The organism is Variovorax sp. CAN15, from assembly GCF_030462475.1.
Taxonomy (GTDB): domain Bacteria; phylum Pseudomonadota; class Gammaproteobacteria; order Burkholderiales; family Burkholderiaceae_C; genus Variovorax.
Genome location: NZ_JASMRZ010000028.1, coordinates 17,945 through 42,209, shown reverse-complemented (window position 1 = coordinate 42,209; position 24,265 = coordinate 17,945). Strand labels below are relative to the sequence as shown.

General features: G+C 68.3%; 27 protein-coding genes. 16 read left to right on the top strand and 11 right to left on the bottom strand.

Annotated features, from left to right (window positions below):
• Window positions 1-15 precede the first annotated feature (15 nt).
• Both QMO14_RS18360 and QMO14_RS18355 read right to left on the bottom strand, forming a co-directional pair.
• The gene (locus tag QMO14_RS18360; protein WP_301508861.1) at window positions 16-1,329 is read right to left on the bottom strand and encodes an MFS transporter; all 1,314 of its coding nucleotides are present in this window, start codon (window positions 1,327-1,329) and stop codon (window positions 16-18) included.
• 111 nt (window positions 1,330-1,440) lie between these two features.
• Window positions 1,441-1,896 carry a MarR family winged helix-turn-helix transcriptional regulator gene (locus tag QMO14_RS18355; RefSeq protein ID WP_301508859.1) on the bottom strand — a complete coding sequence of 152 codons (456 nt, stop codon included), beginning with the start codon at window positions 1,894-1,896 and terminating at the stop codon, window positions 1,441-1,443.
• A gap of 75 nt (window positions 1,897-1,971) precedes the next feature.
• Between QMO14_RS18355 and QMO14_RS18350 the strand changes: the two genes are divergently transcribed.
• The 9 genes from QMO14_RS18350 to QMO14_RS18310 all read left to right on the top strand — a co-directional run bounded on the left by QMO14_RS18350 (window position 1,972) and on the right by QMO14_RS18310 (window position 9,275).
• Window positions 1,972-2,520 carry a PaaI family thioesterase gene (locus tag QMO14_RS18350; RefSeq protein WP_301508858.1) on the top strand — a complete coding sequence of 183 codons (549 nt, stop codon included), beginning with the start codon at window positions 1,972-1,974 and terminating at the stop codon, window positions 2,518-2,520.
• A 358-nt stretch (window positions 2,521-2,878) separates the two neighbouring features.
• Window positions 2,879-3,265, top strand: a complete 387-nt coding sequence (locus tag QMO14_RS18345) for a hypothetical protein (protein ID WP_301508857.1) — start codon at window positions 2,879-2,881, stop codon at window positions 3,263-3,265.
• A complete protein-coding gene (locus tag QMO14_RS18340) occupies window positions 3,262-3,567 on the top strand; it encodes a hypothetical protein (RefSeq protein ID WP_301508855.1) in 306 nt (101 codons plus the stop codon). Before QMO14_RS18345 ends, QMO14_RS18340 begins: the two co-directional genes overlap by 4 nt.
• Window positions 3,568-3,847: 280 nt before the next feature.
• Window positions 3,848-4,909, top strand: a complete 1,062-nt coding sequence (locus QMO14_RS18335) for a Fe(3+) ABC transporter substrate-binding protein (protein WP_301508854.1) — start codon at window positions 3,848-3,850, stop codon at window positions 4,907-4,909.
• Between the two features lie 141 nt (window positions 4,910-5,050).
• Entirely contained in the window at window positions 5,051-6,727 is a 1,677-nt protein-coding gene (locus QMO14_RS18330; RefSeq protein WP_301508852.1) for an iron ABC transporter permease, read from the top strand.
• Between the two features lies 1 nt (window position 6,728).
• A complete protein-coding gene (locus QMO14_RS18325) occupies window positions 6,729-7,424 on the top strand; it encodes an ABC transporter ATP-binding protein (RefSeq protein WP_301508850.1) in 696 nt (231 codons plus the stop codon).
• A gap of 104 nt (window positions 7,425-7,528) precedes the next feature.
• Window positions 7,529-8,212: a glutathione S-transferase family protein gene (locus QMO14_RS18320; RefSeq protein WP_301508848.1), complete on the top strand. Its 684-nt coding sequence runs from the start codon at window positions 7,529-7,531 to the stop codon at window positions 8,210-8,212.
• Window positions 8,213-8,278: 66 nt separating this feature from the next.
• The gene (gene gloA / locus QMO14_RS18315; protein WP_301508847.1) at window positions 8,279-8,692 is read left to right on the top strand and encodes a lactoylglutathione lyase; all 414 of its coding nucleotides are present in this window, start codon (window positions 8,279-8,281) and stop codon (window positions 8,690-8,692) included.
• A gap of 22 nt (window positions 8,693-8,714) precedes the next feature.
• A complete protein-coding gene (locus QMO14_RS18310) occupies window positions 8,715-9,275 on the top strand; it encodes a DUF1697 domain-containing protein (RefSeq protein ID WP_301508846.1) in 561 nt (186 codons plus the stop codon).
• On the opposite strand, the gene QMO14_RS18305 is transcribed toward QMO14_RS18310, so the two are convergent.
• From QMO14_RS18305 to QMO14_RS18290, 4 genes are all read right to left on the bottom strand, one after another.
• The gene (locus QMO14_RS18305) at window positions 9,276-10,007 is read right to left on the bottom strand and encodes a haloacid dehalogenase type II (protein WP_301508845.1); all 732 of its coding nucleotides are present in this window, start codon (window positions 10,005-10,007) and stop codon (window positions 9,276-9,278) included.
• Window positions 10,008-10,018: 11 nt separating this feature from the next.
• The gene (gene eda / locus QMO14_RS18300) at window positions 10,019-10,654 is read right to left on the bottom strand and encodes a bifunctional 4-hydroxy-2-oxoglutarate aldolase/2-dehydro-3-deoxy-phosphogluconate aldolase (RefSeq protein ID WP_301508844.1); all 636 of its coding nucleotides are present in this window, start codon (window positions 10,652-10,654) and stop codon (window positions 10,019-10,021) included.
• Between the two features lie 56 nt (window positions 10,655-10,710).
• Window positions 10,711-12,552 (bottom strand): phosphogluconate dehydratase, encoded by a 1,842-nt coding sequence (gene edd, locus QMO14_RS18295; RefSeq protein ID WP_301508843.1) that lies wholly within the window; start codon window positions 12,550-12,552, stop codon window positions 10,711-10,713.
• 194 nt (window positions 12,553-12,746) lie between these two features.
• Window positions 12,747-13,301 (bottom strand): OmpA family protein, encoded by a 555-nt coding sequence (locus QMO14_RS18290; RefSeq protein ID WP_301508841.1) that lies wholly within the window; start codon window positions 13,299-13,301, stop codon window positions 12,747-12,749.
• Window positions 13,302-13,436: 135 nt separating this feature from the next.
• Between QMO14_RS18290 and QMO14_RS18285 the strand changes: the two genes are divergently transcribed.
• Window positions 13,437-14,135, top strand: coding sequence for a gamma-glutamylcyclotransferase (locus QMO14_RS18285; RefSeq protein WP_301508840.1), 699 nt, complete (start codon window positions 13,437-13,439; stop codon window positions 14,133-14,135).
• Window positions 14,132-14,671: a superoxide dismutase family protein gene (locus QMO14_RS18280; RefSeq protein ID WP_301508839.1), complete on the top strand. Its 540-nt coding sequence runs from the start codon at window positions 14,132-14,134 to the stop codon at window positions 14,669-14,671. Before QMO14_RS18285 ends, QMO14_RS18280 begins: the two co-directional genes overlap by 4 nt.
• 21 nt (window positions 14,672-14,692) lie before the next feature.
• Here the strand turns inward: QMO14_RS18280 and QMO14_RS18275 are convergent, their stop codons facing one another.
• Window positions 14,693-15,262 carry an NTP transferase domain-containing protein gene (locus tag QMO14_RS18275; protein WP_301508838.1) on the bottom strand — a complete coding sequence of 190 codons (570 nt, stop codon included), beginning with the start codon at window positions 15,260-15,262 and terminating at the stop codon, window positions 14,693-14,695.
• Window positions 15,263-15,291: 29 nt separating this feature from the next.
• Here QMO14_RS18275 and pdxH point away from each other — a divergent pair, with 29 nt between their 5' ends.
• Window positions 15,292-15,945 carry a pyridoxamine 5'-phosphate oxidase gene (gene pdxH, locus QMO14_RS18270; protein WP_301508837.1) on the top strand — a complete coding sequence of 218 codons (654 nt, stop codon included), beginning with the start codon at window positions 15,292-15,294 and terminating at the stop codon, window positions 15,943-15,945.
• Window positions 15,946-16,342: 397 nt separating this feature from the next.
• Here the strand turns inward: pdxH and QMO14_RS18265 are convergent, their stop codons facing one another.
• The 4 genes from QMO14_RS18265 to msrA form a co-directional block, all read right to left on the bottom strand.
• Window positions 16,343-17,287, bottom strand: a complete 945-nt coding sequence (locus QMO14_RS18265) for an AEC family transporter (protein WP_301508895.1) — start codon at window positions 17,285-17,287, stop codon at window positions 16,343-16,345.
• A 158-nt stretch (window positions 17,288-17,445) separates the two neighbouring features.
• Window positions 17,446-19,545, bottom strand: coding sequence for a TonB-dependent receptor (locus tag QMO14_RS18260; RefSeq protein WP_301508836.1), 2,100 nt, complete (start codon window positions 19,543-19,545; stop codon window positions 17,446-17,448).
• 84 nt (window positions 19,546-19,629) lie between these two features.
• Entirely contained in the window at window positions 19,630-20,010 is a 381-nt protein-coding gene (locus tag QMO14_RS18255; RefSeq protein WP_301508835.1) for a hypothetical protein, read from the bottom strand.
• Window positions 20,011-20,032: 22 nt separating this feature from the next.
• The gene (gene msrA / locus QMO14_RS18250) at window positions 20,033-20,584 is read right to left on the bottom strand and encodes a peptide-methionine (S)-S-oxide reductase MsrA (RefSeq protein ID WP_301508834.1); all 552 of its coding nucleotides are present in this window, start codon (window positions 20,582-20,584) and stop codon (window positions 20,033-20,035) included.
• Window positions 20,585-20,686: 102 nt separating this feature from the next.
• Here msrA and QMO14_RS18245 point away from each other — a divergent pair, with 102 nt between their 5' ends.
• From QMO14_RS18245 to QMO14_RS18230, 4 genes are all read left to right on the top strand, one after another.
• Window positions 20,687-21,409: a TetR/AcrR family transcriptional regulator gene (locus QMO14_RS18245; RefSeq protein ID WP_301508833.1), complete on the top strand. Its 723-nt coding sequence runs from the start codon at window positions 20,687-20,689 to the stop codon at window positions 21,407-21,409.
• Between the two features lie 21 nt (window positions 21,410-21,430).
• Window positions 21,431-22,108, top strand: coding sequence for a protein-L-isoaspartate O-methyltransferase (locus QMO14_RS18240; RefSeq protein ID WP_301508832.1), 678 nt, complete (start codon window positions 21,431-21,433; stop codon window positions 22,106-22,108).
• 19 nt (window positions 22,109-22,127) lie between these two features.
• Window positions 22,128-22,472 carry a rhodanese-like domain-containing protein gene (locus tag QMO14_RS18235; protein ID WP_301508831.1) on the top strand — a complete coding sequence of 115 codons (345 nt, stop codon included), beginning with the start codon at window positions 22,128-22,130 and terminating at the stop codon, window positions 22,470-22,472.
• Between the two features lie 200 nt (window positions 22,473-22,672).
• Window positions 22,673-24,223: a TolC family outer membrane protein gene (locus tag QMO14_RS18230; protein WP_301508830.1), complete on the top strand. Its 1,551-nt coding sequence runs from the start codon at window positions 22,673-22,675 to the stop codon at window positions 24,221-24,223.
• Window positions 24,224-24,265: the final 42 nt, after the last annotated feature.

The window sequence follows — 24,265 nt, the reverse complement described above, 5'->3', positions numbered from 1 at the left end:
GGAGCCTTGGCGGGTTCAGGCACGGGCCGCGGCGGGCGTGGCCGGGGAGCCGGACTTCGCGGCCGGGCGGCGGATGGCCATCACGATCAGCGCAGCCACCAGGCAGGCCGCGCCGGCGGTGTAGAGCGCCGGGGTGTAGGTCAGCAGCAGCGTGCGGGCAAAGCCCGCGCCGTAGGCGGCCGTGGCGGCGCCCAGCTGGTGCGCGGCGAAGACCCAGCCGAAGACCAGGCCGACCTTGGCCGGACCGAAGGCCGCACCGGCGAGCTTGACGGTCGGCGGCACGGTGGCGATCCAGTCGAGGCCGTAGAACATCGCGAAGATGCCGAGGCCGTAGATGGTGAATTCGGAATGTGGCAGCCAGAAGAGCGACAGCCCGCGCAGGCCGTAGTACCAGAAGAGCAGCTTGCGGTTGTCGTAGCGGTCGGAGAGCCAGCCCGAGAGGATCGTGCCGACGAAGTCGAAGGCACCCATCATCGCGAGCACCGATGCAGCCGGCACGGCGCTCATGCCGTAGTCGCCGCACAGCGAGATGAAGTGCGTCTGCACAAGCCCGTTGGTGCTCAGGCCGCAGATGAAGAAGGTGCCTGCCAGAACCCAGAAGGTGCGGTTGGTCGAGACTTCCTTCAGCACGCGGAAGGGCGTGGCGAAGTTCATCGCGGGCGCTGCAGTGGCGGGAGCGGCGGGCTGCGTGCCGGGCACTTCGCCGTAGGGCAGCAGGCCGACGTCGGAGGGCCGGTTGCGCATCAGCAGAAGCGCCAGCAGGCCGATGAGGATGGTGCCGATCACGATCGGCACGATGGCCGAGCGCCAGCCCCAGTGCTCGATCATCCAGGCCGCCAGCGGCAGGAAGGCCAGCTGCCCCGTCGCCGAACTGGCCGTGAGCATGCCCACCACCAGCCCGCGCCGCGCGACGAACCAGCGGTTGGCCACCACCGCGCCGAGCACCAGCGCCGTCATGCCGGTGCCCAGGCCGAGCATCAGGCTCCAGAGAACGAAGAGCTGCCACAACTGCGAGGCCATGGTGACCAGCGCCATGCCCAGCCCGACGAGCGCGAGGCCGGTGCAGACCACCGCGCGCAGTCCGTAGCGCTCCATCAGCACGGCGGCGAACGGCCCCATCAGCCCGAAGAGCGCGAAGCGCAGCGCCAGTGCCGAGGATATCTGCTCGGTGCTCCAGCCGAACTCCTTGCCCAGCGGTTGCAGCATGGCGCCCGGCAGGCCCAGCGCGGCCGACATGGTCAGCATGGTGAGGAAGGTGATGGCGGCGACGATCCAGCCGTAGTGGATGCCGCGGCGCTGCAGCCATGCGGAAACGGAGTTGGCGAACATGGGGCCTCTGCTGTTGGAATTGAATAGAAGAAAAAAACGGCGAAACGAGTCCCTCGCGCGGCTGGGCGCACGATGAGCGGATTGGGTGTGGGTGAAGAAAAAGCTAGGGGGTCAGTCGTCGCTGGCGTGCTCTTCCTCGCCGCCCAGCAGCTCCATGGCCTCGTCGATCAGCAGGTGCAGCGCGAGCACGCGCTCGACGCCCAGCAGCGCGTTCAGCTTCTGCTGCGCGGTCTTCCAGTGCGCGAGAGCTTCGCGCCGCTTGACCTCGCCTTCCTCGGTGAGCTGCACAAGCCGGCTGCGCGCATCGGCGCCGGCACTCTGCGCGATCCAGCCCGCGGAGATCAGCGGCTGCAGATTGCGGCTCAGGGTGGAGGCGGTCATCTTGAGCTCGGCCGCCAGGTCGACGGGACGCGAAGGACCGAGCCGCGCGAGGTGCGACAGCAGCGAGTACTGCGTGGTCTTGAGCCCGCTTTGCGAAACCTCGGCGTCGTAGTGCTGCGAGAGGCGTCGCGAAAGCTGTCGCACCTTGAAGCTGGTGCAGCCGCGTGGCTTGGCAGGAGTGTCCATAGGCTATTATTGTATGTGCAACTATTGCATATGCAATCAACACCCCGGCACAAAGCCCCCAGAAGGAACACAGGCATGACACAAGCCACCAGCCAGCTCGACGCATGGATCGCCGAGGAACAGAAGATCACCGGCCGTCTCGAGGCCGGCCCGGGCCCCGGCCTCGCCCGCCCCGACCAGATCGCCGACAAGACCGGCCTGGAGATCATGCAGGCGATGCTCAACGGCGACATTCCCTACGCCGCCATCGCCAAGACGCTGGATTTCACGATCATCGAGGCGCGCCTGGGCGTGGCCATCTTCCAGGGCACGCCGCTGCCCCAGCACCTGAACCCGCTGGGCACCATCCACGGCGGCTGGGTCGCGACGATGCTCGACTCCGCCCTGGGCTGCTCGGTCCACACGATGATGCCGCCCGGCCGGGCCTACACCACCGCAGAACTGGGCGTGAACTACGTGAAGGGCCTCACGCCCAAGGTGCAGCGCGTGCGCGCCGAAGGCAAGGTGATCCACTGCGGCAAGCAACTCGCCACCGCCGAGGCCCGCCTCTACGGGCCAGATGGCACGCTGTACGCGCACGCCACGACCACCTGCCTCGTCTTCGAGGTGCCGCCGACGCGTTGAAACAGGTACGCGAAGGATTCGATGCGCGCATCCAGCATGTGGGCGATGGACAGAGTGCAGAAGTCCATGCCGCGCCGCGCATGCCCGGTCAATGAGCATTCATTCGCTGCGGTTGCCCGGGAGCAAGTGCCTGACCACGATCTCCCGGTTGAAGACACCCCTCTCCAAGCAGGAGATTAGACGCAACTCGTCCAGTTCCAACGCAAATCAAGCCGTCGGCGGCAGGCTCCTATCACCAACTTCAAGAATGCAGTGAAAACGTTTTCTCAGCCAAATGGCGGCAGATGCGCGAGCCGATATCATGCGCCCGGCGTGCTAGGACATCTGGCCAATACAGGGCGCTTACAGCGGCATCACGGTGATCGATGGTCAGCCTACTTACGGCAATCTTGGCTTGCGCAATGCTCTGCGGATCAGGACCAATATCTATGCGAATAGCCTGCCGACTGATGTGATCGTCAAGATTCCTTTGGATCCACCGAGCGGCATGAGCCGACAGACCTTCGCGCTGGAATTGGTCAAGCGTGCGCAGAACTTCGCGAGCTACGTTTCACCGTATAGCGTCCCTGCCAAAGTGTTCGGTTCTCGTATGAGGCCCGGCGAATACAACAGCAGTTCCTACCTCGCGGCACTACTGAAAAGCGTGATGGGCTACGTGCCTGATGTCAAAGTCGCAGGCTATCAAGCCCCGGGCTGGGAAAATCCCATGGCTCTGCACTTCTTCAAGGGTGAGGCACTGCGATGAAGCGCCCTTGGCCGTTAGTGATCAACGTCATTGCTTGGGCAATGGCGGTTCCCGTGCTCTCGATAGCAATTGCGTACCTTGGGCGGACTGCTTTTCCTTGGGACGCAGACGAAAAGTTCTTCGTGCTGAATGCGCTCATCATTGCGTGGGCCGCGCTCATCTACTGGTATGTCGTCCCGAGCACCGAGAGCCCGATGCGCCGCATTGGCTACGCGACCATATTCGTCATCGCCATGTCCATCGTCGGCTCCTTTGCGCTGGCGGTCGCCTTTTTCGCCGTCACATTTCTCTTCGGTGCTTGATCGCTGGGGCAAAACGGCCCGCGGGGACGTTGCGAGACATTCTTCGTGTCGATTCTTGCGGTGCGCATCGGTATCGCTGACGAAACGTGCCTGTCTCTGGCAAGCCAAAAAACCCAGAGCACTTCAAGTAAGCCTTCAACCTGTAAGTCCAAAGGCGTCGCGATCCAGGGCAGCCAGTGATAATTATTCTCATCCGGCCCTCGCAACACGCGATGCCGGTGGCGCACCATCCGCCGCCGGCGCCGGAGCTTTCTAGAAAACCCGCTCCTGGAGGATCCTCATGACCGAACAACGCCCGCGCGTCCGAGGCCGCGCCGCGCGCGCACTGCTTGGCGCAGGCGCTGCCTGGCTGGCCGCAACCGCCCTGCCCGCCCAGGCCGCCGAAGAACTCACGCTCTACACGACGCGCGAACCGGCGCTGATCCAGCCGCTCATCTCGGCCTTCAGCGCCCAGAGCAACATCAAGGTCAACACCGTCTTCGTGAAAGATGGCCTGCTGGAGCGCGTCAAGGCCGAAGGCGCGCGCTCGCCCGCCGACGTGCTGATGACGGTGGACATCGGCAACCTCATGGACCTCGTCGACGGCGGCGTGACGCAGCCCGTGAAGTCGGCCGCGCTCGAATCGGCCATTCCCGCCAACCTGCGCGGCGCCGACGGCCAGTGGTTCTCGCTCTCGATGCGCGCCCGCGTGCTCTACGCGGACAAGAGCCTGCCGATCACCAGCTTCCGCTACGAAGACCTGGCCAACCCCAAGTACAAGGGCAAGGTCTGCATCCGCGCCGGCCAGCATCCCTACAACACCGCGCTGGTCGCCTCGCTGATCGCGCATGACGGCGAAGCCAAGGCCGAGCAGTGGCTGCGCGGCGTCAAGGCCAACCTGGCGCGCAAGGCCACCGGCGGCGACCGCGACGTGGCGCGCGACATCCTCGGCGGCATCTGCGACATCGGCCTGGCCAACTCGTACTACGTCGGCCAGATGAAGAGCGCCAAGGAAGGCACCGACGCGCGCAAGTGGGGCGACGCCATCCAGGTGGTGCGCCCGACCTTCGCCAACGCGAAGAGCGGCGGCACGCACGTCAACATCAGCGGCGCGGCCGTGGCGAAGAACGCGCCGCAGCGCGCCAACGCGGTCAAGTTGCTCGAGTTCCTGGTGTCGGAGCCGGCGCAGGCCCTGTACGCGCAGGCCAACTACGAATACCCGGTGCGCAAGGGCGTGGCGCTCGACCCGATCATCGGCCAGTCCATCGGCGAGCTGAAGGTCGACCCGCTGCCGCTGACCGAAATCGCCAAGTACCGCAAGCAGGCCAGCGCCCTGGTCGACAAGGTCGGCTTCGACCAGTAGGCTTGGCTCGCCCTCCAGGCAGCGCACCGCGTGCCGCCTTCGCCACCCCCTTCCGGGGGCAACACCGGTGGCCCGGCAAAGCCGGTTCCACGGTGTTCCTCGCGGAACCCAGAGCGCGCGCATAGGCACCTTTTGCTTCGCATGAACATCGGCAGTCGGTACGCAGGCCTGCAAGCCGCAGGCCCGGCGTGGCGCTGCGCGTCTTTGCTGATCGCCATCGGCGTGCTTGCACCAGTGCTCACGCTGGCGTGGCTGGCCTTCGGCTCGGGCCTGGGCCACTGGGGGCCGCTGTTCGCGCACGTGCTGCCGCAGGCCGCACTCAATACCGCCGTGCTGCTTGCGGGCGTCGGCACGCTGGTGCTGCTGATCGGCACAGGCTGCGCCTGGCTGGTGACGGCGCACGACTTCCCCGGCCGCGGCATGCTGCACTGGGCGCTGCTGCTGCCATTGGCGATGCCGACCTACATCGTCGCCTTCGCGTACCTCGACCTGCTGCACCCCATCGGCCCGGTGCAGGGCGCGATCCGCTGGATGCTCGGCTTCGACAGCCCGCGCCAGTTCCGCCTGCCCGACCTGCGCTCGATGCCGGGCGCGATCTTCGTGCTGGGCTTCGTGCTCTATCCGTACGTCTACATGACGGCCCGCGCGATGTTCGCGACACAGCCCGCGCATCTCATGGAAGCGGCGCGCATGCTCGGCGAGAGCCGGCGCGGCGCCTTCTTCCGCGTGGCGCTGCCGCTGGCGCGTCCTGCGCTGGCCGTGGGGCTGAGCCTCGCGCTGCTCGAGACGCTCAACGACATCGGCGCATCGGAATTCCTGGGCGTGAACACGCTGACGGTCGCGGTCTACACCACCTGGATCACGCGCTCCGACCTCGCGGGTGCCGCGCAGATCGCCTGCGCGATGCTGTTCGTGGCGATCGCGCTGGTCTGGCTGGAGCGCAACGGCCGCAGACACCAGCGCTTCGGCTCGGCACAGCGCATGCGTGCTGTGCAGCCGCGTCGCCTGCGCGGTGCCGCGGGCTGGGCGGCGACGGCCGCAGCCTCGTTGCCGGTGCTGATCGGCTTTGCAGCGCCTGCCCTCTATCTGGTCTGGGAAAGCGCCAAGCGGCTGCGCCAGGGCGGCGGCATTTCGCAGGGGCTGGTCGCGAGTCTCGGCAATACGCTGGCACTGGCCACTGGCGTCACCGCCGTCGCAGTGGCCGCAGGGCTGGTCGTCGCGTGGGCGGCGCGCAGCCAGGGTTCGGGCTCCGGCCGTACCCGCTGGCAGGCACGCGCGGCAACGCTGGGCTACGCGGTGCCCGGCACGGTGCTGGCCATCGGGCTGCTCACGCCCGCTCTGGCCTTCGATTCGGCGCTGGCCACGGCCTTCGGCCTGCAGGGCCTGCCGCTCATGAGCTGCGGCGTGGTGCTGGTCGTGGCCTGCGCGATCCGCTTTCTCGCGATGCCGGTCGGCGGCATCGAGGCCGGCCTTTCGCGCATTCCGCCCGCCATCGAGCAGGCCTCGCGCCTGCTCGGAGAAACAGCAGCCGGCACGCTGCGCCGCGTGCACCTGCCGCTGCTTCGGCCCGCCATGGCGGCAGCCGCGCTGCTGGTGTTCGTCGACGCGATGAAGGAGCTGCCGGCCACGCTGCTGCTGCGGCCCGCCAACTTCGACACCCTCGCCACCTGGCTGTATGCCGAAGCCGCGCGCGGCACGTACGAGGAAGGCGCGATCGCCGCGCTCGCCATCGTGCTGGCCGGCCTGCTGCCCGTGGTGCTGCTGGCACGCAACCAGCTGGGCGCGCCTTCGGCCACACTGGGCCCCGAGAAGACATGACATGAGCTCTCCACTGCATCTCGACGCGATCAGCCTCGCCTACGACACGCCGCGCGGCCTGCACACCGTCGTCGACGGCTTCTCGCTGGCGCTGAACGCGGGCGACATCGCCTGCCTGTTCGGCCCCTCCGGCTGCGGCAAGACGACGGTGCTGCGCGCCATTGCGGGCTTCGAGCCGGTGCGCGCCGGCACGATCCGCCTCGGCGAGGTGCTTCTGTCGTCCGCGCAGAAGCACCTGCCGCCAGAGCAGCGGCGCGTGGGGATGATGTTCCAGGAGTACGCGCTGTTCCCGCACCTCCCGGCCGCCGGGAACGTGGCCTTCGGCCTGCGCCGGCTGGGCCGGGCCGAACAGCAGTCGCGCGTGGCCGAAATGCTCGCGCTGGTCGGCCTCGCGGATGCGGGCGAGCGCTATCCGCACGAACTCTCCGGCGGCCAGCAGCAGCGCATCGCGCTGGCCCGTGCGCTCGCGCCCTCGCCCGCCCTGCTGCTGCTCGACGAGCCCTTCTCCAACCTCGACGGCGGCACGCGCGAACGGCTGACCGTGGAGGTGCGCGACATCCTGAAGCAGGCTGGGCAGACGGCCATTCTCGTGACGCACAACGAGGCCGAGGCGCATGCGATGGCCGATCGCATCGGCGTGATGCATGGCGGGCGCATCACGCACTGGATAGATACGGAAGCCGTGGATCCGGCCTAGCACAGGCGGCCCGTTTTCCGAATGGGCTTTCCGGGAAAAGGTTGTTCGGGATCGGAAGAATCGCCGCGATCCAGACACAACCGATCCAGAAAAAGGAGAGCCCCATGTCCCAGCAATCCCTCACCCTCGTCAGCCACTTGCTGTGCCCGTACGTGCAACGCGCCGCGGTCGCGCTGCATGAGAAGAACGTGCCCTTCGAGCGCATCGTGATCGACCTCGCCAGCAAGCCACAGTGGTTTCTCGACATCTCGCCGCTCGGCAAGGTGCCGCTGCTGAAGGTGCGCAGGCCCGACGGCAGCGAGGCCGTGCTGTTCGAGAGCAACGTGATCTGCGAGTACCTGGAAGAAACGCAGCCCGGTGCGCGCCTGCACCCCGAAGACCCGCTCACCCGCGCGGAGCACCGCGCATGGATGGAGTTCGGCTCGGCCATCCTTGGCGACCTCTGGGGCTACGAGACCACGCAGGACGCAACGGTGTTCGAGCAGAAGCGGCAGGCGCTGCTCGCCAAGTTCCAGCGCGTGGAGGCAGCGCTGGGCGAAGGCCCCTACTTCGCGGGCGGCAGTTTCAGCCTCGTCGACGCGGTCTTCGCGCCGGTGTTCCGCTACTTCGAAGTGTTCGACGCGATCAGCGACTCGCACATCTTCGACGCCCTGCCCAAAGTCGATGCATGGCGCAAGGCGCTGGCCGCCCGCCCGAGCGTGCGCAATGCCGTGGTTCCGGAGTATCCGCAGCACCTGATGGAATTCCTGAAGCGCCACCAGGCCCACCTTCTGACGCTGGCGGCTTGATCGCAGCGCCCGCAGGCCCACAATAGCGGGCTTCCCTCCCCACAACTACAAACAAGGCACCACGAGATGCGACTCCTCCACACCATGCTGCGCGTCGGCAACCTGCAGCGCTCCATCGACTTCTACACCAAGGTGCTCGGCATGAACCTGCTGCGCACTTCCGAAAACCCCGAGTACAAGTACAGCCTCGCCTTCATCGGCTACGGCAACGGCAACCCCGACCAGGCCGAGATCGAGCTCACCTACAACTGGGGCACCGAGAGCTACGAGCTCGGCACCGCCTACGGCCACATCGCTCTCGGCGTGCCCGACGCCTACGCGGCCTGCGAGAAGATCAAGGCCGCCGGCGGTAACGTGACGCGCGAGGCCGGCCCGGTCAAGGGCGGCACCACCGTGATCGCCTTCGTCACCGACCCCGACGGCTACAAGGTGGAACTCATCCAGCGCGACGAGAAGGCCACCGGCGGCGGCCTGCGCTGAGAGCCCCGGCGCCGAATACGCCATGGCAACCGCGAAGAAGCACGCCGCCACGGCAACACGCCATGTCGCGCTGCTGCGCGGCGTGAACGTCAACGGCATCACGATCAAGAGTGCGGAGCTCAAGGCGCTCTTCGTCGAACTGGGCTTCGGCGCGGTGCGCACCGTGCTCGCCAGCGGCAATGTGCTGTTCGACACCACCGAGAGCGACGCCGCAGCACTGCGCACCCGCATCGAGCAGGCGCTGCGCAAGCGCTTCGGCTACGACGCGTGGATCGTGCTGCTCACGCAGAAGACCGTCGCCGACATGGCCGCGGCCTACCCCTTCGAGCGCATCGACGAAGAGCGCCATCCGTACGTCGTGTTCGGCTCCGACAAGGCGATGCTCGACGAGATCATGGAAAAGGCCGGCACGGTCGATGCCGATACAGAAAGACTCGAACGCGGCAAGGGCGTGCTGTACTGGCAATGCCCGCGCGGCGAGAGCCTGGAGACGCCAGTGGCCAAGCTGCTCGGCAAGACGCGCTACAAATCGAGCACCACGACGCGCAACCTGCGCACGGTGGAGAAGCTGCTGGGCGACTGATCAGCAGCCCAGCAGGTCAGCCAGATGGTCGATGTCGCGCGCGTGCAGGTTGTTGTCCGGCTGCGGCGACACGTCCTTCGGCCGGGCCTGGCCGAATTCGTGCGGACGCTCGATGTACGCCGTCTTCAACCCGCAGGTGCGCGCGGCCGCGAGGTCGTCGTGGTGCGCGGCGGCCAGCATCACCTGGCCAGGCGTCGCGTCGAACACGCCCGCCACGCCGAGGTAGGTGCGCGGATCGGGCTTGTAGGCCTTGAACACTTCGGCCGACAGGATGCAGTCCCAGGGGAGGCCGGCGCGCTTGGCCATCTCGGTGAGCAGGCCGATGTTGCCGTTCGACAGCGTGCAGATGGTGAACTTCTTCTTCAGCCGCGAGAGGCCCTGCGCCGAGTCGGGCCAGGCCGGCAAGCGGTGCCAGGCGCGGCTCAGGTCGCGCCTGGTGGCGCTGTCGATCTGGTCGGCCAGGCTGAAGTCGTGCAGCACCTGGTCGAGCATGCTCAGGTGCAGCTCGTCGAGCAGCGTGAAGCCGCCCTCGCCCGCCGCGATGCGCTCCATCACCGCTTTCATGGCCGGCTGGTAGCCGGCGCGCCATGCGAGCGCGAAGGCCGCGCCGTCCACGCCAGGGAACACGCGCTCGACCTCGGCGGCGATGCCGCTGTGCCAGTCGACTACCGTGCCGAAGACGTCGAACGCGATGACCCTGAGATCGCTCGCATCGAAATCAGCGCTGCTCATGGCAACAAAGCTCAGCGCGCCAGCTGGCTGGCGGCGCGTGCCAGCTGCTCGATGCGGGTCCAGTCGCCATCGCGGATCGCGTCGGTCGGCACGATCCACGAACCGCCCACACAGGCCACGTTCGACAGCGCGAGGAACTCAGCCGCGTTGCCGGCGTGGATGCCGCCGGTCGGGCAGAAGCTGACATCGCCGAACGGGCCCTGCCAGGCCTTGAGCATCGGCAGGCCGCCGGCCTGCAGCGCGGGGAAGAACTTCAGCTGGGTGTAGCCGTCTTCCTGCGCCGTCATGATCTCGCTGCCGGTGGCCACGCCGGGCAAGAGCGGCAGGCCGATGTCGTGGCAGGCCTTGCCGACCGAGCGCGTATAGCCCGGGCTCACGCCGAACCTGGCGCCGGCCAGTGCCGCGGCCTGTGCGTCGGCGGCGCTGCGGATGGTGCCGGCGCCGGCCACGGCCTCGGGCACATCCTTGGCGATGACCTCGATGCACTGCAGTGCCTGCGGCGTGCGCAGCGTGACCTCGAGCATGCGGATGCCGCCGGCCACCAGGGCGCGCGCGAGCGGGACGGCGTCTTTCACATCGTTGAGCACGATGACCGGAATGACCGGGGCGTCGCGCATCACATCGAGGGGGGTGAGTTTTTCAGTCATTTCCTGGCTCCAATTGGTTACTTGCGCATCGCCTTCGGGGAAGAAGCCGCCCCTGGTCACAGCCAGGAGCAGGCGCCCTCTTCGGCGGTCAGTGCATTGCGGCGCATGCCTGCGAACAGCTCGCGGCCGAGGCCGTGTCCGTCGGCGATGCGCTGCGCCTCGGACATGGTGGCGACCTCGCGCGCGGCCCATTCGTCGTCGGGCAGCAACACGGCGAGCGTACCCGCGACGGCATCGAGGCGGATCAGGTCGCCGTCGCGCACCTTGGCCAGCGGCCCGCCGGCGGCGGCTTCGGGCGAAACGTGAATGGCGGCCGGGATCTTGCCCGACGCGCCGCTCATGCGACCGTCGGTGACCAGCGCCACGCGGAATCCCTTGCCCTGCAGCACCGACAGCGGCGGCGTGAGCTTGTGCAGCTCGGGCATGCCGTTGGCCTGCGGGCCCTGCCAGCGCACCACGCAGACCACGTCGCGCTCCAGTTCGCCGGCGGTGAATGCCTTCTGCAGCGCGGCCTGCGAATCGAAGACGCGCGCGGGCGCCTCGATGACGTGGCGGTCATCAGGCACCGAGGACACCTTGATGACGCTGCGGCCCAGGTTGCCGCTCAGCAATTTGAGGCCGCCGGTGGCGCTGAAGGGGCTGTCGACGGTGCGGGTGACGGCCTCGTTCTTCAGCGGCGCGGCGGGAGTCCATTGCAGGCGCTTCTCATCCGGACCGCTCGCCAGCGAGGGAATGTTCGCGAATTCGCGGATGCCGCCCGAGCGCACCGTCAGCACGTCGGCATGCATGAGGCCGGCCTCGACCAGCTCGCCGATCACGAAGCCGGGGCCGCCCGAGGCCTGGAATTCGTTCACGTCGGCGCTGCCGTTGGGATAAACGCGGCTCAGCAGCGGCACCACGTCGGAGAGCTTCGAGAAGTCGTCCCAGTCGATCACGATGCCCGCGGCGCGCGCCACGGCCACCCAGTGGATCAGGTGGTTGGTGGAGCCGCCCGTGGCGAGCAGCGCGACCATGGCGTTGACGATGCAGCGCTCGTCCACCATCACGCCGATCGGGGGGCAGCCGAATGTGGTTTCGCCCGCCTTGCCCAGCACCGTGCGCACGGCCTCACGGGTGAGCGTCTCGCGCATCGCGTCGCCCGGCTGGATGAAGGCCGTGCCGGGCACGTGCAGGCCCATGGCCTCCAGCAGCATCTGGTTGCTGTTGGCGGTGCCGTAGAAAGTGCAGGTGCCGAGCGTGTGATAGGCCGCCATCTCGGCGTCGAGCAGGCCCTGGCGGCCCACGAGGCCCTGGGCCGCCTGCTCGCGCACCTTCGACTTGGCGCCATTCGACAGGCCCGAGGGCATCGGCCCGGCCGGCACGAACACGGTGGGCAGGTGGCCGAAGTGCAGCGCGCCGATGAGCAGGCCGGGCACGATCTTGTCGCACACGCCGAGCATCAGCGCGGCGTCGAACATGTCGTGCGTGAGCGCGACGGCGGTGCTCATGGCGATGAGGTCGCGGCTGAAGAGGCTCAGCTCCATGCCGGGCGTGCCCTGCGTGACGCCGTCGCACATGGCGGGCACGCCGCCGGCCACCTGTGCGGTGGCGCCGAGGCCGCGGGCCTCCTTCTTGATGATGTCGGGGTAGCCCTGGTACGGCGCGTGGGCCGAGAGCATGTCGTTGTAGGCGGTGACGATGCCTATGTTGGGCGCGCGCTCGGTCACCACGCGGAACTTGTCGTTGGCCGGAATGCCGGCCACGGCGTGCGCCACGTTGGCGCAGCCCATGCGGTCGGAGCCGCGGTCGCGGGCACGGATCTCGGCAAGTCGGGTGAGGTATGCGCCGCGCAGCCGCTGGCTGCGCTCGCGGATGCGATCGGTGACGTCGCGTACGGTGGGGTTGGTGCTGCTGCTCATGGGGGATCGATGGCTCTTGCTGCTGTCGCACGGGCGACTATGGGCCTGGAGGCCCATGGTAACAAGTCAGCTGCGGCCGCCCGATGAAATCCGAGCGCGAGGCAATACGAATTTACCCATCCGCAAGCTGAAAGACGCCACGCACAAAAAAGCCCGGCATGGCCGGGCTTCCTGGTCTGGCGGCGAGGTAGCTGTCAGTCGATCAGCTTGACCTCGACGCGGCGCGCCTCGGCGTTGTTGCCCGTGCCGACCGTGACGGCGGGCTTCTGCAGGTCGACCTTGGCGGCCGGAACGCCCAGGCCCACGAGCACATCGCGCACCGTTTCCGCGCGCTTCTTCGCGAGCTGCTCGTTGATGGCGGCATCACCCGTGGTGTCGTGGAAGCCCGAGACCACCGCCTTGCGGCCGCTCTCCACACCCTTGATGACCGCGGCCAGGGCCTCGGCGGCACCCGGTGCGAGGTCGGCGCTGCCGGTCGCGAAATAGAAGTTCACCACGCCATCGACCACGCGGATGCTCGCGCCGTCGGGGATGGTGACGGTGACCGTCTCGGTGACTTCGGCCACCTTGGGCGCGGCGGCGGAGGCCGGCACGGGCATCGTCGCCGCTGCGGCAGCTACCGGCTTGGCGGCGCCCGGGTTGTGGCCCTTGTGCCAGATCGCGATGCCCACCACGAAGAAGATCACCAGGGCGATCAACGCCATGACGAATCCGAGGATGAAGTTCTGCTGGCTGTCGTCGTCGCTCATTGGGGGTCTTGCTCCGTAAGGAAGGGGCCGGTAAATAATGGTGCGGTGAACCATGATCAGGAAATTGTAGGCGCGGGCGCCGACACCCCTGTGTCGGCGCCCGCGCCGAACCCCGGTCCGCCGGGACTCGACCCCATGCCCACGCCCCTGCGCGACCCGCAGCCGATGCTCGAGCGCGCCATCGCCGACTGGGGCGGGCACGAGGACCTCTGGCTTTTCGGATACGGCTCGCTGATCTGGCGGCCCGAGTTCGACTTCGTCGAGCGGCGCCAGGCGTGGGTGCGTGGCTGGCACCGGGCGCTGAAGATGTGGAGCCGCGTGAACCGGGGCAGCGTGCAGACGCCAGGCCTGGTGTTCGGGCTGCTATCGGGCGGCAGTTGCCGCGGCATGGTGTTCCGCGTGCCCAAGGCGGACGGCCTCGCGACCCTGCGCCGGCTCTGGCTGCGAGAGATGCCCACCGGCGTGTACGACCCCAGGTGGCTGCGCTGCGGCACGGCCGAAGGCGAGGTGCGCGCCCTGGCGTTCACGCTCTCGAGGCGCAGCCCCAACTTCACTGGCGAGCTCAGCGACGAACGCTACCGCCACATCTTCGCGAACGCTGTCGGCCGCTACGGCAGCTCGCTCGACTATGCACGGCAGACGCTGATGGAGCTGCGGCGCCACTCGATCCACGACGCGGCCCTGGCGCGGCTGGTGGCGCTGTCCGAGGCGAAGGAGCAACTGCCGTCGGAGAACGCGGCTGATTGCGATGCGCCGCACGCTCCGGTATATGTTCCGGTGTCGGCAGACAAGTCTTCTTCCCAACCTTCCGGATCCAACAAGGAAAACACATGAACCATCGTCGCCTCATCTCCACCGGCTCTGCCCTCCTCGCCTCGGCCATCCTGGCCGCCTGCGGCAGCATGGGCGGCAAGCCCAGCTCCGCCGTCGAGCTGGTGCCGACCGGCGCGATCACGCCCAACCCGACGCGCGGCACGGTGACCTTCACCGCCCTCGACCATGGCGTGCGCGTGGCGGGCGAGGTGCGCGGCCTGGTGCCGGGCAGCGAGCACGGCTTCCACATCCACGAAAAGGGCGACTGCGGCGACAACGGCAACGCCTCGGGCGGCCACTTCAACCCGACCGGCGGCACGCACGGCAAGTTCGGCGCGCCGGGCAGCCATGCCGGCGAACTGCCCAGTCTTCGGGCCGATTCCAGCGGCGTGGCGCGTTTCAGCCTCGAAGACCACTCGATCTCGCTCACCCCGGGCGCCGCCAACAGCGTGATCGGCCGTGCGCTGGTGGTGCACCGCGACCCCGACGACTTCACGACCCAGCCGTCGGGCAACTCCGGTCCGCGCATCGCCTGCGCGGTGATCGCCAAGCCCTGACCGCGCAAGAAGAAAAGAAGGCTAGGCGCCCTCGCGCGCCAGCCACAGCGCCTCGGCCCGCGCCAGGGCTTCGGGCGTGTCGATGTCGGTGACGACGCCCACGTCGTCCACCGTCAGATCGATGACCGAGCCTGCTGCGCGCATCGCCCGCAGCACGGAGGCCGCACCGGCCGCTCCTTCCAGCGCCGCCAGCTCAGGGCCGCACACCGCGGCGAAGCCCACCGGGTGGCCGCGCTCCCCCTGGTACTGCGGCTGGACGGCGTTCACCGCACCGCCTAGCGCGGCCGCCACGRCCTGAAGCGTGCTCGGTCGAACCAGCGGCAGATCGCCCGGCAGGATCAGCCAGCCCGCCGCCCCGGAAGTGACGCGMACGGCCGCCGCGATCGAGTCGCCCATGCCGGGATGCCCCGCGTCTTCCACATGCCAGGGCAGCCCGCTGGCGCGTACCACATCCAGCGTGCGTTCCAGCACCGGCCTGCCCGCGAGCGGCGCCTTGAGCTTCGAGCCGGTGCCGCCGGCCGCGATGAAGCGCTCGCCGCGGCCCGAGGCCAGCACGATCACCACCGGGGAATTCGCCTTCTGCGTCGTCATGGGCCGAGTATGTGCGCAACAATCCCGGCATGACTTCCCCTCTTTCCAAAGACGCGCTGGCCGCGCTGCGCAAGAGCTACGAGCGTGCCGAGCTCGACGAGACCCGCAGCGCCGACGATCCGTTGAAGCAGTTCGAACGCTGGCTCACCGAGGCCGTTGAAGCCCAGGTGCCCGAGCCCAACGCGATGACCCTGTGCACCGTGGGCAGCGACCTTCGGCCGTCGAGCCGCATCGTGCTCGTCAAGGGCTACGACGCGCGCGGCATCGTCTGGTACACCAACTACGAAAGCCGCAAGGGCCGCGAGCTCTCGGGCAACCCGTATGCGTCGCTGCAGTTCCATTGGGTCGAGCTGGAGCGCGTGGTGCGCATCGAGGGCCGCGTGGAGAAAGCCGGCGCCGAGGAAAGCGACGCCTACTACGCGAGCCGCCCGCTCGATTCGCGCATCGGCGCATGGGCCAGCCCGCAGAGCGAAGTGATCAGCGGCCGCGACGTGCTCGTGAAGAACGCGGCCCTCTATGCCGCCAAGCACCTGCTCTCGCCACCGCGACCGCCGCACTGGGGCGGCTACCGGCTGGTGCCCGACCGCTGGGAGTTCTGGCAGGGCCGCAAGAGCCGGCTGCACGACCGGCTGCGCTATCGGCTCGAGGGCGCGGACTGGGTGCGCGAGCGTCTCGCTCCCTGAGGCGGATCGTCGTCAGGCCTCGCAACCGACGACCTTGGATTCGACGCGCCGGTCAAGCGCATCGCCTCGTAGCGGCGGAGCGCTTCGGTCATGCGGCCAGCCTCGCAGGCGGCGGTCGCTGCCTGCAGCAGGGTGGCGATCGACAGGTGCTCGAGGTAGAGCTTCATGTCCTGGTCCGACGGCGGCGCGCATGTTGATCTCGGTGCAGCGCTTCGATGGCGCGGGGCGCGGCGGCTGCTTCGTGTTGCACCGGCAGTTGCATCAGCCGGCAAATGAAAGTGCGAAAAGGCCGCGCGCCATCCCGCCAGACGGCCACCCTGCCGAACGGCATAGGCACCCCTTGCAGCCGGGCCAGGGCGAAAGTGCGCCCGGAGCTACGGGATGCGGACCGAAGGGCTCAGGGCAGCCACTGCACGCACATCATCACGAGCGTGAGCGTGGCCAGCGCCAGCACCGTGGACACCACGACGCTGGCCGTCACCAGATCCTCCGCCGTGCGGTAGCGCTGCGAGAACAGGAACACATTGGCACCGATGGGCAGTGCGGCCGCCACAACCATCACCGTGAGCGGAATGCCGCGCACGCCCAGCAGCCAGCCGATGAGGGCCACCAGCAGCGGATGCAACAGGTTCTTCACCAGCGCCTGCACCAGCGCGCTGCGCCAGTGCCTGCCGATGGGCGTGAGCGCGAGCGTGATGCCCACCATCACCAGCGCGATCGGGCCGAAGGCCTGGCCGAGCAGCTGGATCGGCTTGTCGATCGCCTCGGGCATGGCCAGGCCGGTCTGGGCGAACAGCAGGCCCGCGATGATCGGCAGCGGCACTGGATGGATGATGGCGTTGCGCAGCGCGCGCATCACGGTGCGGGCCATCGAGGGACGCTTCTGCGCACCGGCCTGCTCGCGCGCCACGGCCAGTTCCAGCACCACCGTGGCGCTGGTCAGAAGCACCAGCGAATGCAGCGAGATCAGCGTGAGCAGCACCACCATGCCTTCCTCGCCGTAGGCCAGGCCGATCAGCGCGATGCCGATCATCACGGTGTTGCTGTAGGTATTGGCCAACGCGATCACCGCTGCCGTGCGGTTGAAGCCGCGCAGCGCCAGCGTGCCCGCGAACAGCAGGCCCGAGGCGACGAAGTACGCCGCCACCGGCTTCAGGCTGAGCTGCTCGACATGCACCGTGCTCATCGCGCGGAACAGCAGCGCGGGCGCGAGCAGCAGGAAGATGAGATGGGAGAGATCTTTCACCGCGCCGCCGCCGATCCAGCGCCGCTTGCCGGCCAGGTAGCCCGCGGCGATGAGCACGACCACGGGCACGAGCGAGGAGATGACGAAGGAATCCACCGGGCGAGGATAGCCCACGGACTCTCCTCTCTTGCTCCTTCCCCCTCTGGGGAAGGTTGGGATGGGGGCACGCGGCGCATGCATAGGTTGCAGCTTCATCACACGCCGTCTGCCCCCACCCCTGCCCTCCCCCAGAGGGGGAGGGAGACAGGCACCGGTCAGAACGTCACGCGCAGCCCGACCTTCAGCGTGCGCCCCGGCAGCGGCGCGTTCGGATACACAGTGCTCGTCAGGATCGAGGTCGCGCTGTAGGCCAGCTTGTTCGTGATGTTGTCCATGCGCGCGTACCAGGTGAGGTTGGCGCGCTGCACCTTCATGCGGTAGGTGATGGCGGCGTTCCACAGCGTGTAGGCATCGGTCTCGCGCGCGCCCACGGTGGGCACGCGGCGCTGGGCTGCGTTGTAGTCGAAGCCGAAGCGCGCGCCCCACGGGCCGTTGTTGTAGGCCAGCGTGGCGCCCAGGCGCAGCGGCGCGATGCGCGGCAGCGGCTCGCCGGTGTCGAGGTTCTTCGCGCGCACGATGTCTCCGCGCCACTCGAGGTCGAGCGTGCCCGCGTCGTCCATGCGCGCGAAGCCGTCGGAGCCCAGCAGTCGCAGGTTGCCGTTGGCCTCGATGCCGGTGAAGCGCGCGCGCACGCCGCCGTAGACGTACTCGGCCAGCGTGTCGGTGGCGCCGGGCTCGGCCACGTTGCCCTCCTCGTCGAGGTTGCGCCCCGTCGCGGTCAGGCCGATGTAGTTGCGAAAGCGCGTGACGTAGGCGTTCACGCGGGCCGTGTTGGGGCCCGACTTCCATTGCGCGCCCAGGTCGAAGCCGGTCGACTTCTCCTTCTTCAGGTTCGGGTCGCCCACCTCCCAGGCGCCGGTCGCCACGTGCGGTCCGTTGGCCAGCAGTTCGTAGTCCTTGGGCGCGCGCTCGGTGTAGGCGAGGTTCGAGGTCAGCTGCCACTGCGGCGCGAGATTCACCAGCGCACCGAAGGCCGCGCTGTGCGGATTGAAGGTGCGCTCGCCGATGGCGAAGCGCGTGACCGTCGGATCGTCCGGGTAGCCCAGCGAACGAATGCGGACCTGCTCGGTGCGCGCGCCGAAGCTCAGGCGGCCCCACGAGGTGCCGTATTCCTCGAACAGGAAGAGCGCGTTGGAGCGCGTGCGGCTGTGCGGCGCGAAGGCTTCCTCGCCGTCGGCGGCGAAGCGGTTGGTCTCGCTGCTGAAGCCGACCAGGCCCTCGAAGTTGCCGATCTTCTGGTGGCGCGCCTCGATGCGCAGGTCGTTGCTCATGTTCGAGAAGGTGGTGCCGGGCGTGCCGCCCTCGAACTCGGTGTGGCGGTAATCGGTGTGGCTGAGCTTGGCGTGGATGCTGCTGATGAAGCCGCCCGGACGCCATTCGCCTTCCAGCGCGTAGCGGTCGGACTTCATGTTGATGGTGACGTCGTCCTCGGCCACGGTGCCGTACTTGCTGCGGTAGCTGCTGACCGAGGCGCCGATGTAGCCCTGGTCGAAGAACAGCGTGCCGCCGAGCGCGCCGCCGTTGGCCTCGTTGGCCGAGTTGCAGATCTTGCGCGCCGTCCAGGGCGAGCCGGGCTTGCTGCATTCGAGCGTGATCGGCACCGAGACGTCCTTCGAGTCGCGGTTGAAGGCATCGACGTGCAGGGCGAAGCGGTCGTTGCCGCCCTCGACCACCACGCCGCCGTTCTTCTCCTTGTTGCCGGTGGAATAGCCCAGGTCGGCGCGGCCGCCGAAGCCGTTGACGGGCTCCGAAGGAATGCGGTTGTCGATCACGTTGACCACGCCGCCGACGGCGCTGCCGCCGTACTGCAGCGCCGAGGGGCCGCGCAGCACCTCGATGCGCTCGGTGACCAGCGCATCGACGGGCACGGCATGGTCGTAGCTCAGCGAGGAGGCGTCGGGCGCGGCGCCGCCGTTCTGCAGGATGCGGATGCGGTCGCCGTCCTGGCCGCGGATGATCGGCCGGCTGGCGTTGGGGCCGAAGTAGCTGCTGCTCACGCCCGGCACGTTGTCCAGCGTTTCGCCGAGCGTCGACTGGGAGCGAAGCAGCAGCTTGTCGCCCGACAGCGTGGAGGTGGGCGCGATCAGGTCGGAGGCGCCGAGCGGATTGCCGGTGACGGTGATCTCGCGCAGGCTCGCGGCGTCGGCGGGTTGGGCCGGTGCGGCATCGGGCGCCTGCGTCTGGGCCATGCTTGCAAAGGAGGCAAGCGAGAGAACGGCAACGCCGATGGCGTTGCGACGGAAATTGGGGATCATGAAATGGACACTCGGTGAATCAAGGGACGACCGGCCGCCACCGCGCGCAAGGCGGGTGCAGCAGCAGCCGGCACACAGGGGGATTCAGCGAGTGGAAGGCGGGCCGCGCGCGTCGAAGAGCGCGACCCAGCGGGCGAGAGCCTCGCCCTGCAGGAAAGCGAAGGTGGCCGACGGCAGCAGCACCGGCAGCACCACCAGCGGTACGCCGGGCGCGGCCGAGCCGTGGGCGAGCTGGTCGTACAACCGGCACTCGGCGTCGGTGTGGTCACCGAACAGGTTGGCCAGGTGATGGCCCGCGTGCTTATGGACGATCTGAGCGGCCTGCGCCGCGGCGTCCGGCAGGCCCGGCACGTGCAGCGAACGGTGCATCAGCCCCAGCGTGCCCGCGAACCACAGCGCGACCGCGAGCACGGCTGCGAGCGCGCGGGCCGAGCGGGGGCGGGACTGTCGGATGGCGAGGTGCACGGGGGAACTGATTCCGGGCCGCTCAGGCCTTGAGACGGGACGCGAAGGTCTTCTGGAACTTCTCGACCTTCGGGCCCACGACGAACGCGCAGTAGCCCTGGTTCGGGTTGTTCAGGAAGTAGTCCTGGTGATAGGCCTCGGCCGTCGAATAGTTGGCCAGCGGCGCCACCTCGGTCACGACGGGCGAGTGATAGGTCTTGCTGGCCTCGATCTCGCGGATCACGTCTTCGGCCACCTGCTTCTGGGCATCGTCGGTGTAGTAGATGCCGCTGCGGTACTGGGTGCCGACGTCGTTGCCCTGGCGGTTGAGCGTGGTCGGGTCGTGCACGACGAAGAATATCTCGAGGATTTCGCGCAGGCTGATCTGGGCCGGGTCGAATTCGAGCTTCACCACCTCGGCGTGGCCGGTGCGGCCGGTGCAGACCTGCTCGTAGCTCGGATTGACGGTCTGGCCGTTGCAGTAGCCCGACTCCACGTCGAGCACCCCCTGGACGCGGTCGAAGACCGCCTCGGTACACCAGAAGCAGCCTCCGCCCAGCACGATGGTTTCTGTGGGCGGCGAGGAAGTGGACATGGTGCAGCTCCGGTGGGGTTCGAAAAGGCGAGCCCGGTATTGTCGCGGCTTGACGTGACGTATGTCGGCCACTACATTACTAACCCGCGAGTCATTAACCCCATGTCCACGCCCCGTTCCTTCGTCGACAAGATCTGCCCGGTACGCGCCAAGCGCGAGCGCCGCAAGGAGGCGCGCCCCGGCGAACTGCTGGCCGCCGCGCTCGATCTGTTCGTCGAAAAGGGCTTCGCCGCCACCCGCTCGGAAGAAGTCGCGGCGCGCGCCGGAGTCTCCAAGGGCACCCTCTTTCTCTACTTTCCGAGCAAGGAAGAGCTCTTCAAGGCCGTGGTCATGGAGAACCTCGGCGGCCGTTTCACCGAGTGGAACGCCGAGTTCGAGGCCTTCGAGGGCACCACCGCCGACATGCTGCGCTACTGCATGAACGTGTGGTGGGAACGCGTCGGCAAGACCCAGGCCTCGGGCCTGACCAAGCTCATGATGAGCGAGGGCGCCAATTTTCCAGGGCTCGCCGAGTTCTATCGCGAGCAGGTGGTCCGGCCCGGCCACGAACTGCTGCGGCGCATCTTCCAGCGCGGCATCGACAGCGGCGAATTCGCGCCGATGGACATCGACCACGCGATCTACTCGGTGGTCGCGCCCATGGTCTTTCTCATGCTCTGGAAGCATTCGGCCATGGTCTGCGTCGACGGCGCCGCGGCGCTCGACCCCGAAAAGTACCTGGCGACCCAGGCCGAAGTGGTGATCAACGGGCTCAGCGTGCGCCCCGGAAGGCCGACCGAACCGGGGGTGTCACCGGCGGCACCTAAAATTGAAGGTTTGTCCTGAGCCCACAAGGAAAGCCACGCCATGAACCCCACCCCCACCCTCGAGCGCTTGCGCTTCAACATGATCGAGCAGCAGATCCGCCCCTGGGACGTGCTCGACAACGACATCCTCGAGCTGCTGGCCCAGATCCACCGCGAGGACTACGTGCCCGAGGCGCACCGCACGCTGTCGTTCTTCGACATGGAACTGCCGCTGCTCGACGGCTCCGTGCCCGGCGAGATCATGCTGTCGCCCAAGGTCGAAGCCCGCACGCTGCAGGACCTGCACATCCAGAAGCACGAGTCCGTGCTCGAGATCGGCACCGGCTCCGGCTTCATGGCCGCCCTGCTGGGCGCCCGCGCCGCGCAGGTGCTCTCGCTCGAAATCAACCCCGTGCTGGCCGCCCGCGCCGCCGAGACGCTGCGCCGCAACGGCGTGACCAACGTCGAGGTGCGCAATGCCGACGGCTCCGTGCCCCTGCCCAGCGGCCCCAGCTTCGACGTGATCGTGCTCAGCGGCTCCGTCGCGCGCATTCCGCAGAACCTTCTGGGATCGCTGAAGGTCGGCGGCCGCCTCTCGGCCATCGTGGGCGACGAGCCCATGATGCGCGCCCACTTCGTCACCCGCACCAGCGAAAGCAAGTGGGACACCATCCAGCCCTGGGACACGATGGCGCCGCGCCTGCTGAACTTCCCCGAGCCCTCGCGCTTCGCCTTCTGAGCAGACGGTTGACCCGAGCATGATCGACCAAGTCCGCCCCGCCGACCTCGCCGCCTGGTTCGAACAGAACGCCGAGGCCACCCCCGTGCTGCTCGACGTGCGCGAGCCCTGGGAGCTGCAGACGGCGAGCGTCACGCCCCAGGGCTTCACCCTGGTGGCGATTCCGATGAACGAGATCCCCGGGCGGCTGGCCGAGCTGAGTGACGGCCAGCCTGAACTCCGGATTGCCTGCCTGTGCCACCACGGGGCGCGCAGCCAGCGCGTGGCCGCCTTCCTGAACCAGAACGGCTTCGACCAGCTCGCCAACGTGGCGGGCGGCATCGACGCCTGGTCCTCGTACGACCCCACGGTCCCGAAGTACTGATGACTCCCCCAGGATTCGCGCACTTCGTGTCGCTTCTCCCACCCCCTCTCAGGGGGCAACGCCAACGGCCCGGCAGAGCCGGTTCCGTGGCGTTTCTGGAAGGGGCATCGCGTTTCCTGCCATGCAGGCGCGATGTGGCCGGTGCGAGCAGCGATGCGTAGCACGCGCCAAAAGATTTTCTCTTTCCCCAAGGACGTTCAATGCCTTCCAGGCCCCGGCTTTCGCCTCTTTCCGCAGCGCTCGCAACCACCTTCGCAGTCCTGCTCGCATCGCCGGCCCTGACCCAGGCCCAGACCCTGAACGAACTCTACGAATCCGCCCGCGGTTTCGACGCCACCTACCAGGGCGCACGAGCGCAGTACGACGCGAGCATCGCGCGCGCGGCACAGGCCAAGGCCGGCATCCTGCCCGCCGTGGGGCTCACGGCCGGCGTGACGCGCAGCGACCTCGACATCGACACCCTCACGGGCACCGGCCGGGGCACCTCCGCCTCGCGCGACTTCAACACGCAGAACGTCGGGATCAACGCCACGCAGCCGCTGTACCGCCCCGCCAACTGGGCCACCTACGAGCAGGGCAAGCGCCAAGCCGAGATCGCGCAGGCGGTGCTCACCATCGCCGAGCAGGACCTGATCGTGCGCGTGAGCCAGGCCTACTTCGACGTGCTCGCGAGCCAGGACAGCCTGGCACTCGTGCGCGCGCAGAAGGTGGCCGTGGCCGAGCAGCTGGCTTCTGCCAAGCGCAACTTCGAGGTCGGCACCTCCACCATCACCGACTCGCGCGAGGCCCAGGCCCGCTACGACCTGGTGATCGCCCAGGAAATCGCCGCCGAGAACGACCTGCAGGTGAAGAAGGTGGTGCTCGACCAGCTGGTCGGCCGCCCCGGCAGCGTACCGGTGCCGCTCGCGGTGCCCGTGGTGCTGCCGACGGCGACGCCCGCCGACATCAACGCATGGGTTTCGCAGGCCGACCAGGTGCATCCCGCCATCCAGCAGGCCCGCCTGGGCCTCGACGTGGCCGGGCTCGAAGTGGACAAGGCCAAGGCCGGCCACAAGCCCACGCTGGACGCCAACCTGGGCTACAACGTCACGCGCAACCCGACCGGCACCAGCACCAGCACCGTGGGCACGCGCGTCAACGCGGCCACGGTGGGCGTCACCTTCAACCTGCCGCTCTTCGCCGGCTTCGCCACCGAGAACCGCATCAAGGAAACGCTGGCGCTCGAAGACCAGTCGCGCAGCGTGCTCGAGGGCACGCGCCGCAGCGTGGCGCAGGCCACGCGCGCGGCCTACCTCGGGCTCGTCTCGGGCGCGGGGCAGGTGAAGGCGCTGGAAGCCGCCGAGGCATCGAGCCAGAGCGCGCTCGACGCCAACCGGCTCGGCTACCAGGTGGGCGTGCGCATCAACATCGACGTGCTGAACTCGCAGAGCCAGCTCTACCAGACCAAGCGCGACCTCGCGCAGGCGCGCTACAACGTGCTGCTGGGCAACCTGAAGCTGCGCCAGGCCAACGGCACGCTGACCGTCGACGACATGAACGCGATCAACGCGACGCTGGCGAGCAACGGCAGCGTGCCGGCCGTGCCTCCGGCCATCGGGCCCGATCGCGGCACGACGACGCCCGCGGTGCCCGTGACGCCGCCGAGCATTCCGGTGATCCCGCCGGTGCAGACGCCGCAGTTCAGTCCGCCTGCGCCAACGATGCCGACGGCACCCGTGCCGCCGGTGATCGTGAATCCGCCCGTGCGCTGAGCCAGTTGTCTCTCTCCCTCCCCTCCCGGGGGAGGGTCGGGG

Excerpts from the sequence above, each read along its gene's own strand:
- QMO14_RS18360 (WP_301508861.1), bottom strand. The coding sequence starts at position 1,329 with ATGTTCGCCAACTCCGTTTCCGCATGGCTGCAGCGCCGCGGCATCCAC.
- QMO14_RS18355 (WP_301508859.1), bottom strand. The coding sequence starts at position 1,896 with ATGGACACTCCTGCCAAGCCACGCGGCTGCACCAGCTTCAAGGTGCGA.
- QMO14_RS18350 (WP_301508858.1), top strand. The coding sequence starts at position 1,972 with ATGACACAAGCCACCAGCCAGCTCGACGCATGGATCGCCGAGGAACAG.
- QMO14_RS18340 (WP_301508855.1), top strand. The coding sequence starts at position 3,262 with ATGAAGCGCCCTTGGCCGTTAGTGATCAACGTCATTGCTTGGGCAATG.
- QMO14_RS18335 (WP_301508854.1), top strand. The coding sequence starts at position 3,848 with ATGACCGAACAACGCCCGCGCGTCCGAGGCCGCGCCGCGCGCGCACTG.
- QMO14_RS18330 (WP_301508852.1), top strand. The coding sequence starts at position 5,051 with ATGAACATCGGCAGTCGGTACGCAGGCCTGCAAGCCGCAGGCCCGGCG.
- QMO14_RS18325 (WP_301508850.1), top strand. The coding sequence starts at position 6,729 with ATGAGCTCTCCACTGCATCTCGACGCGATCAGCCTCGCCTACGACACG.
- QMO14_RS18320 (WP_301508848.1), top strand. The coding sequence starts at position 7,529 with ATGTCCCAGCAATCCCTCACCCTCGTCAGCCACTTGCTGTGCCCGTAC.
- gloA (WP_301508847.1), top strand. The coding sequence starts at position 8,279 with ATGCGACTCCTCCACACCATGCTGCGCGTCGGCAACCTGCAGCGCTCC.
- QMO14_RS18310 (WP_301508846.1), top strand. The coding sequence starts at position 8,715 with ATGGCAACCGCGAAGAAGCACGCCGCCACGGCAACACGCCATGTCGCG.
- QMO14_RS18305 (WP_301508845.1), bottom strand. The coding sequence starts at position 10,007 with ATGAGCAGCGCTGATTTCGATGCGAGCGATCTCAGGGTCATCGCGTTC.
- eda (WP_301508844.1), bottom strand. The coding sequence starts at position 10,654 with ATGACTGAAAAACTCACCCCCCTCGATGTGATGCGCGACGCCCCGGTC.
- edd (WP_301508843.1), bottom strand. The coding sequence starts at position 12,552 with ATGAGCAGCAGCACCAACCCCACCGTACGCGACGTCACCGATCGCATC.
- QMO14_RS18290 (WP_301508841.1), bottom strand. The coding sequence starts at position 13,301 with ATGAGCGACGACGACAGCCAGCAGAACTTCATCCTCGGATTCGTCATG.
- QMO14_RS18285 (WP_301508840.1), top strand. The coding sequence starts at position 13,437 with ATGCCCACGCCCCTGCGCGACCCGCAGCCGATGCTCGAGCGCGCCATC.
- QMO14_RS18280 (WP_301508839.1), top strand. The coding sequence starts at position 14,132 with ATGAACCATCGTCGCCTCATCTCCACCGGCTCTGCCCTCCTCGCCTCG.
- pdxH (WP_301508837.1), top strand. The coding sequence starts at position 15,292 with ATGACTTCCCCTCTTTCCAAAGACGCGCTGGCCGCGCTGCGCAAGAGC.
- QMO14_RS18260 (WP_301508836.1), bottom strand. The coding sequence starts at position 19,545 with ATGATCCCCAATTTCCGTCGCAACGCCATCGGCGTTGCCGTTCTCTCG.
- msrA (WP_301508834.1), bottom strand. The coding sequence starts at position 20,584 with ATGTCCACTTCCTCGCCGCCCACAGAAACCATCGTGCTGGGCGGAGGC.
- QMO14_RS18245 (WP_301508833.1), top strand. The coding sequence starts at position 20,687 with ATGTCCACGCCCCGTTCCTTCGTCGACAAGATCTGCCCGGTACGCGCC.
- QMO14_RS18240 (WP_301508832.1), top strand. The coding sequence starts at position 21,431 with ATGAACCCCACCCCCACCCTCGAGCGCTTGCGCTTCAACATGATCGAG.
- QMO14_RS18235 (WP_301508831.1), top strand. The coding sequence starts at position 22,128 with ATGATCGACCAAGTCCGCCCCGCCGACCTCGCCGCCTGGTTCGAACAG.
- QMO14_RS18230 (WP_301508830.1), top strand. The coding sequence starts at position 22,673 with ATGCCTTCCAGGCCCCGGCTTTCGCCTCTTTCCGCAGCGCTCGCAACC.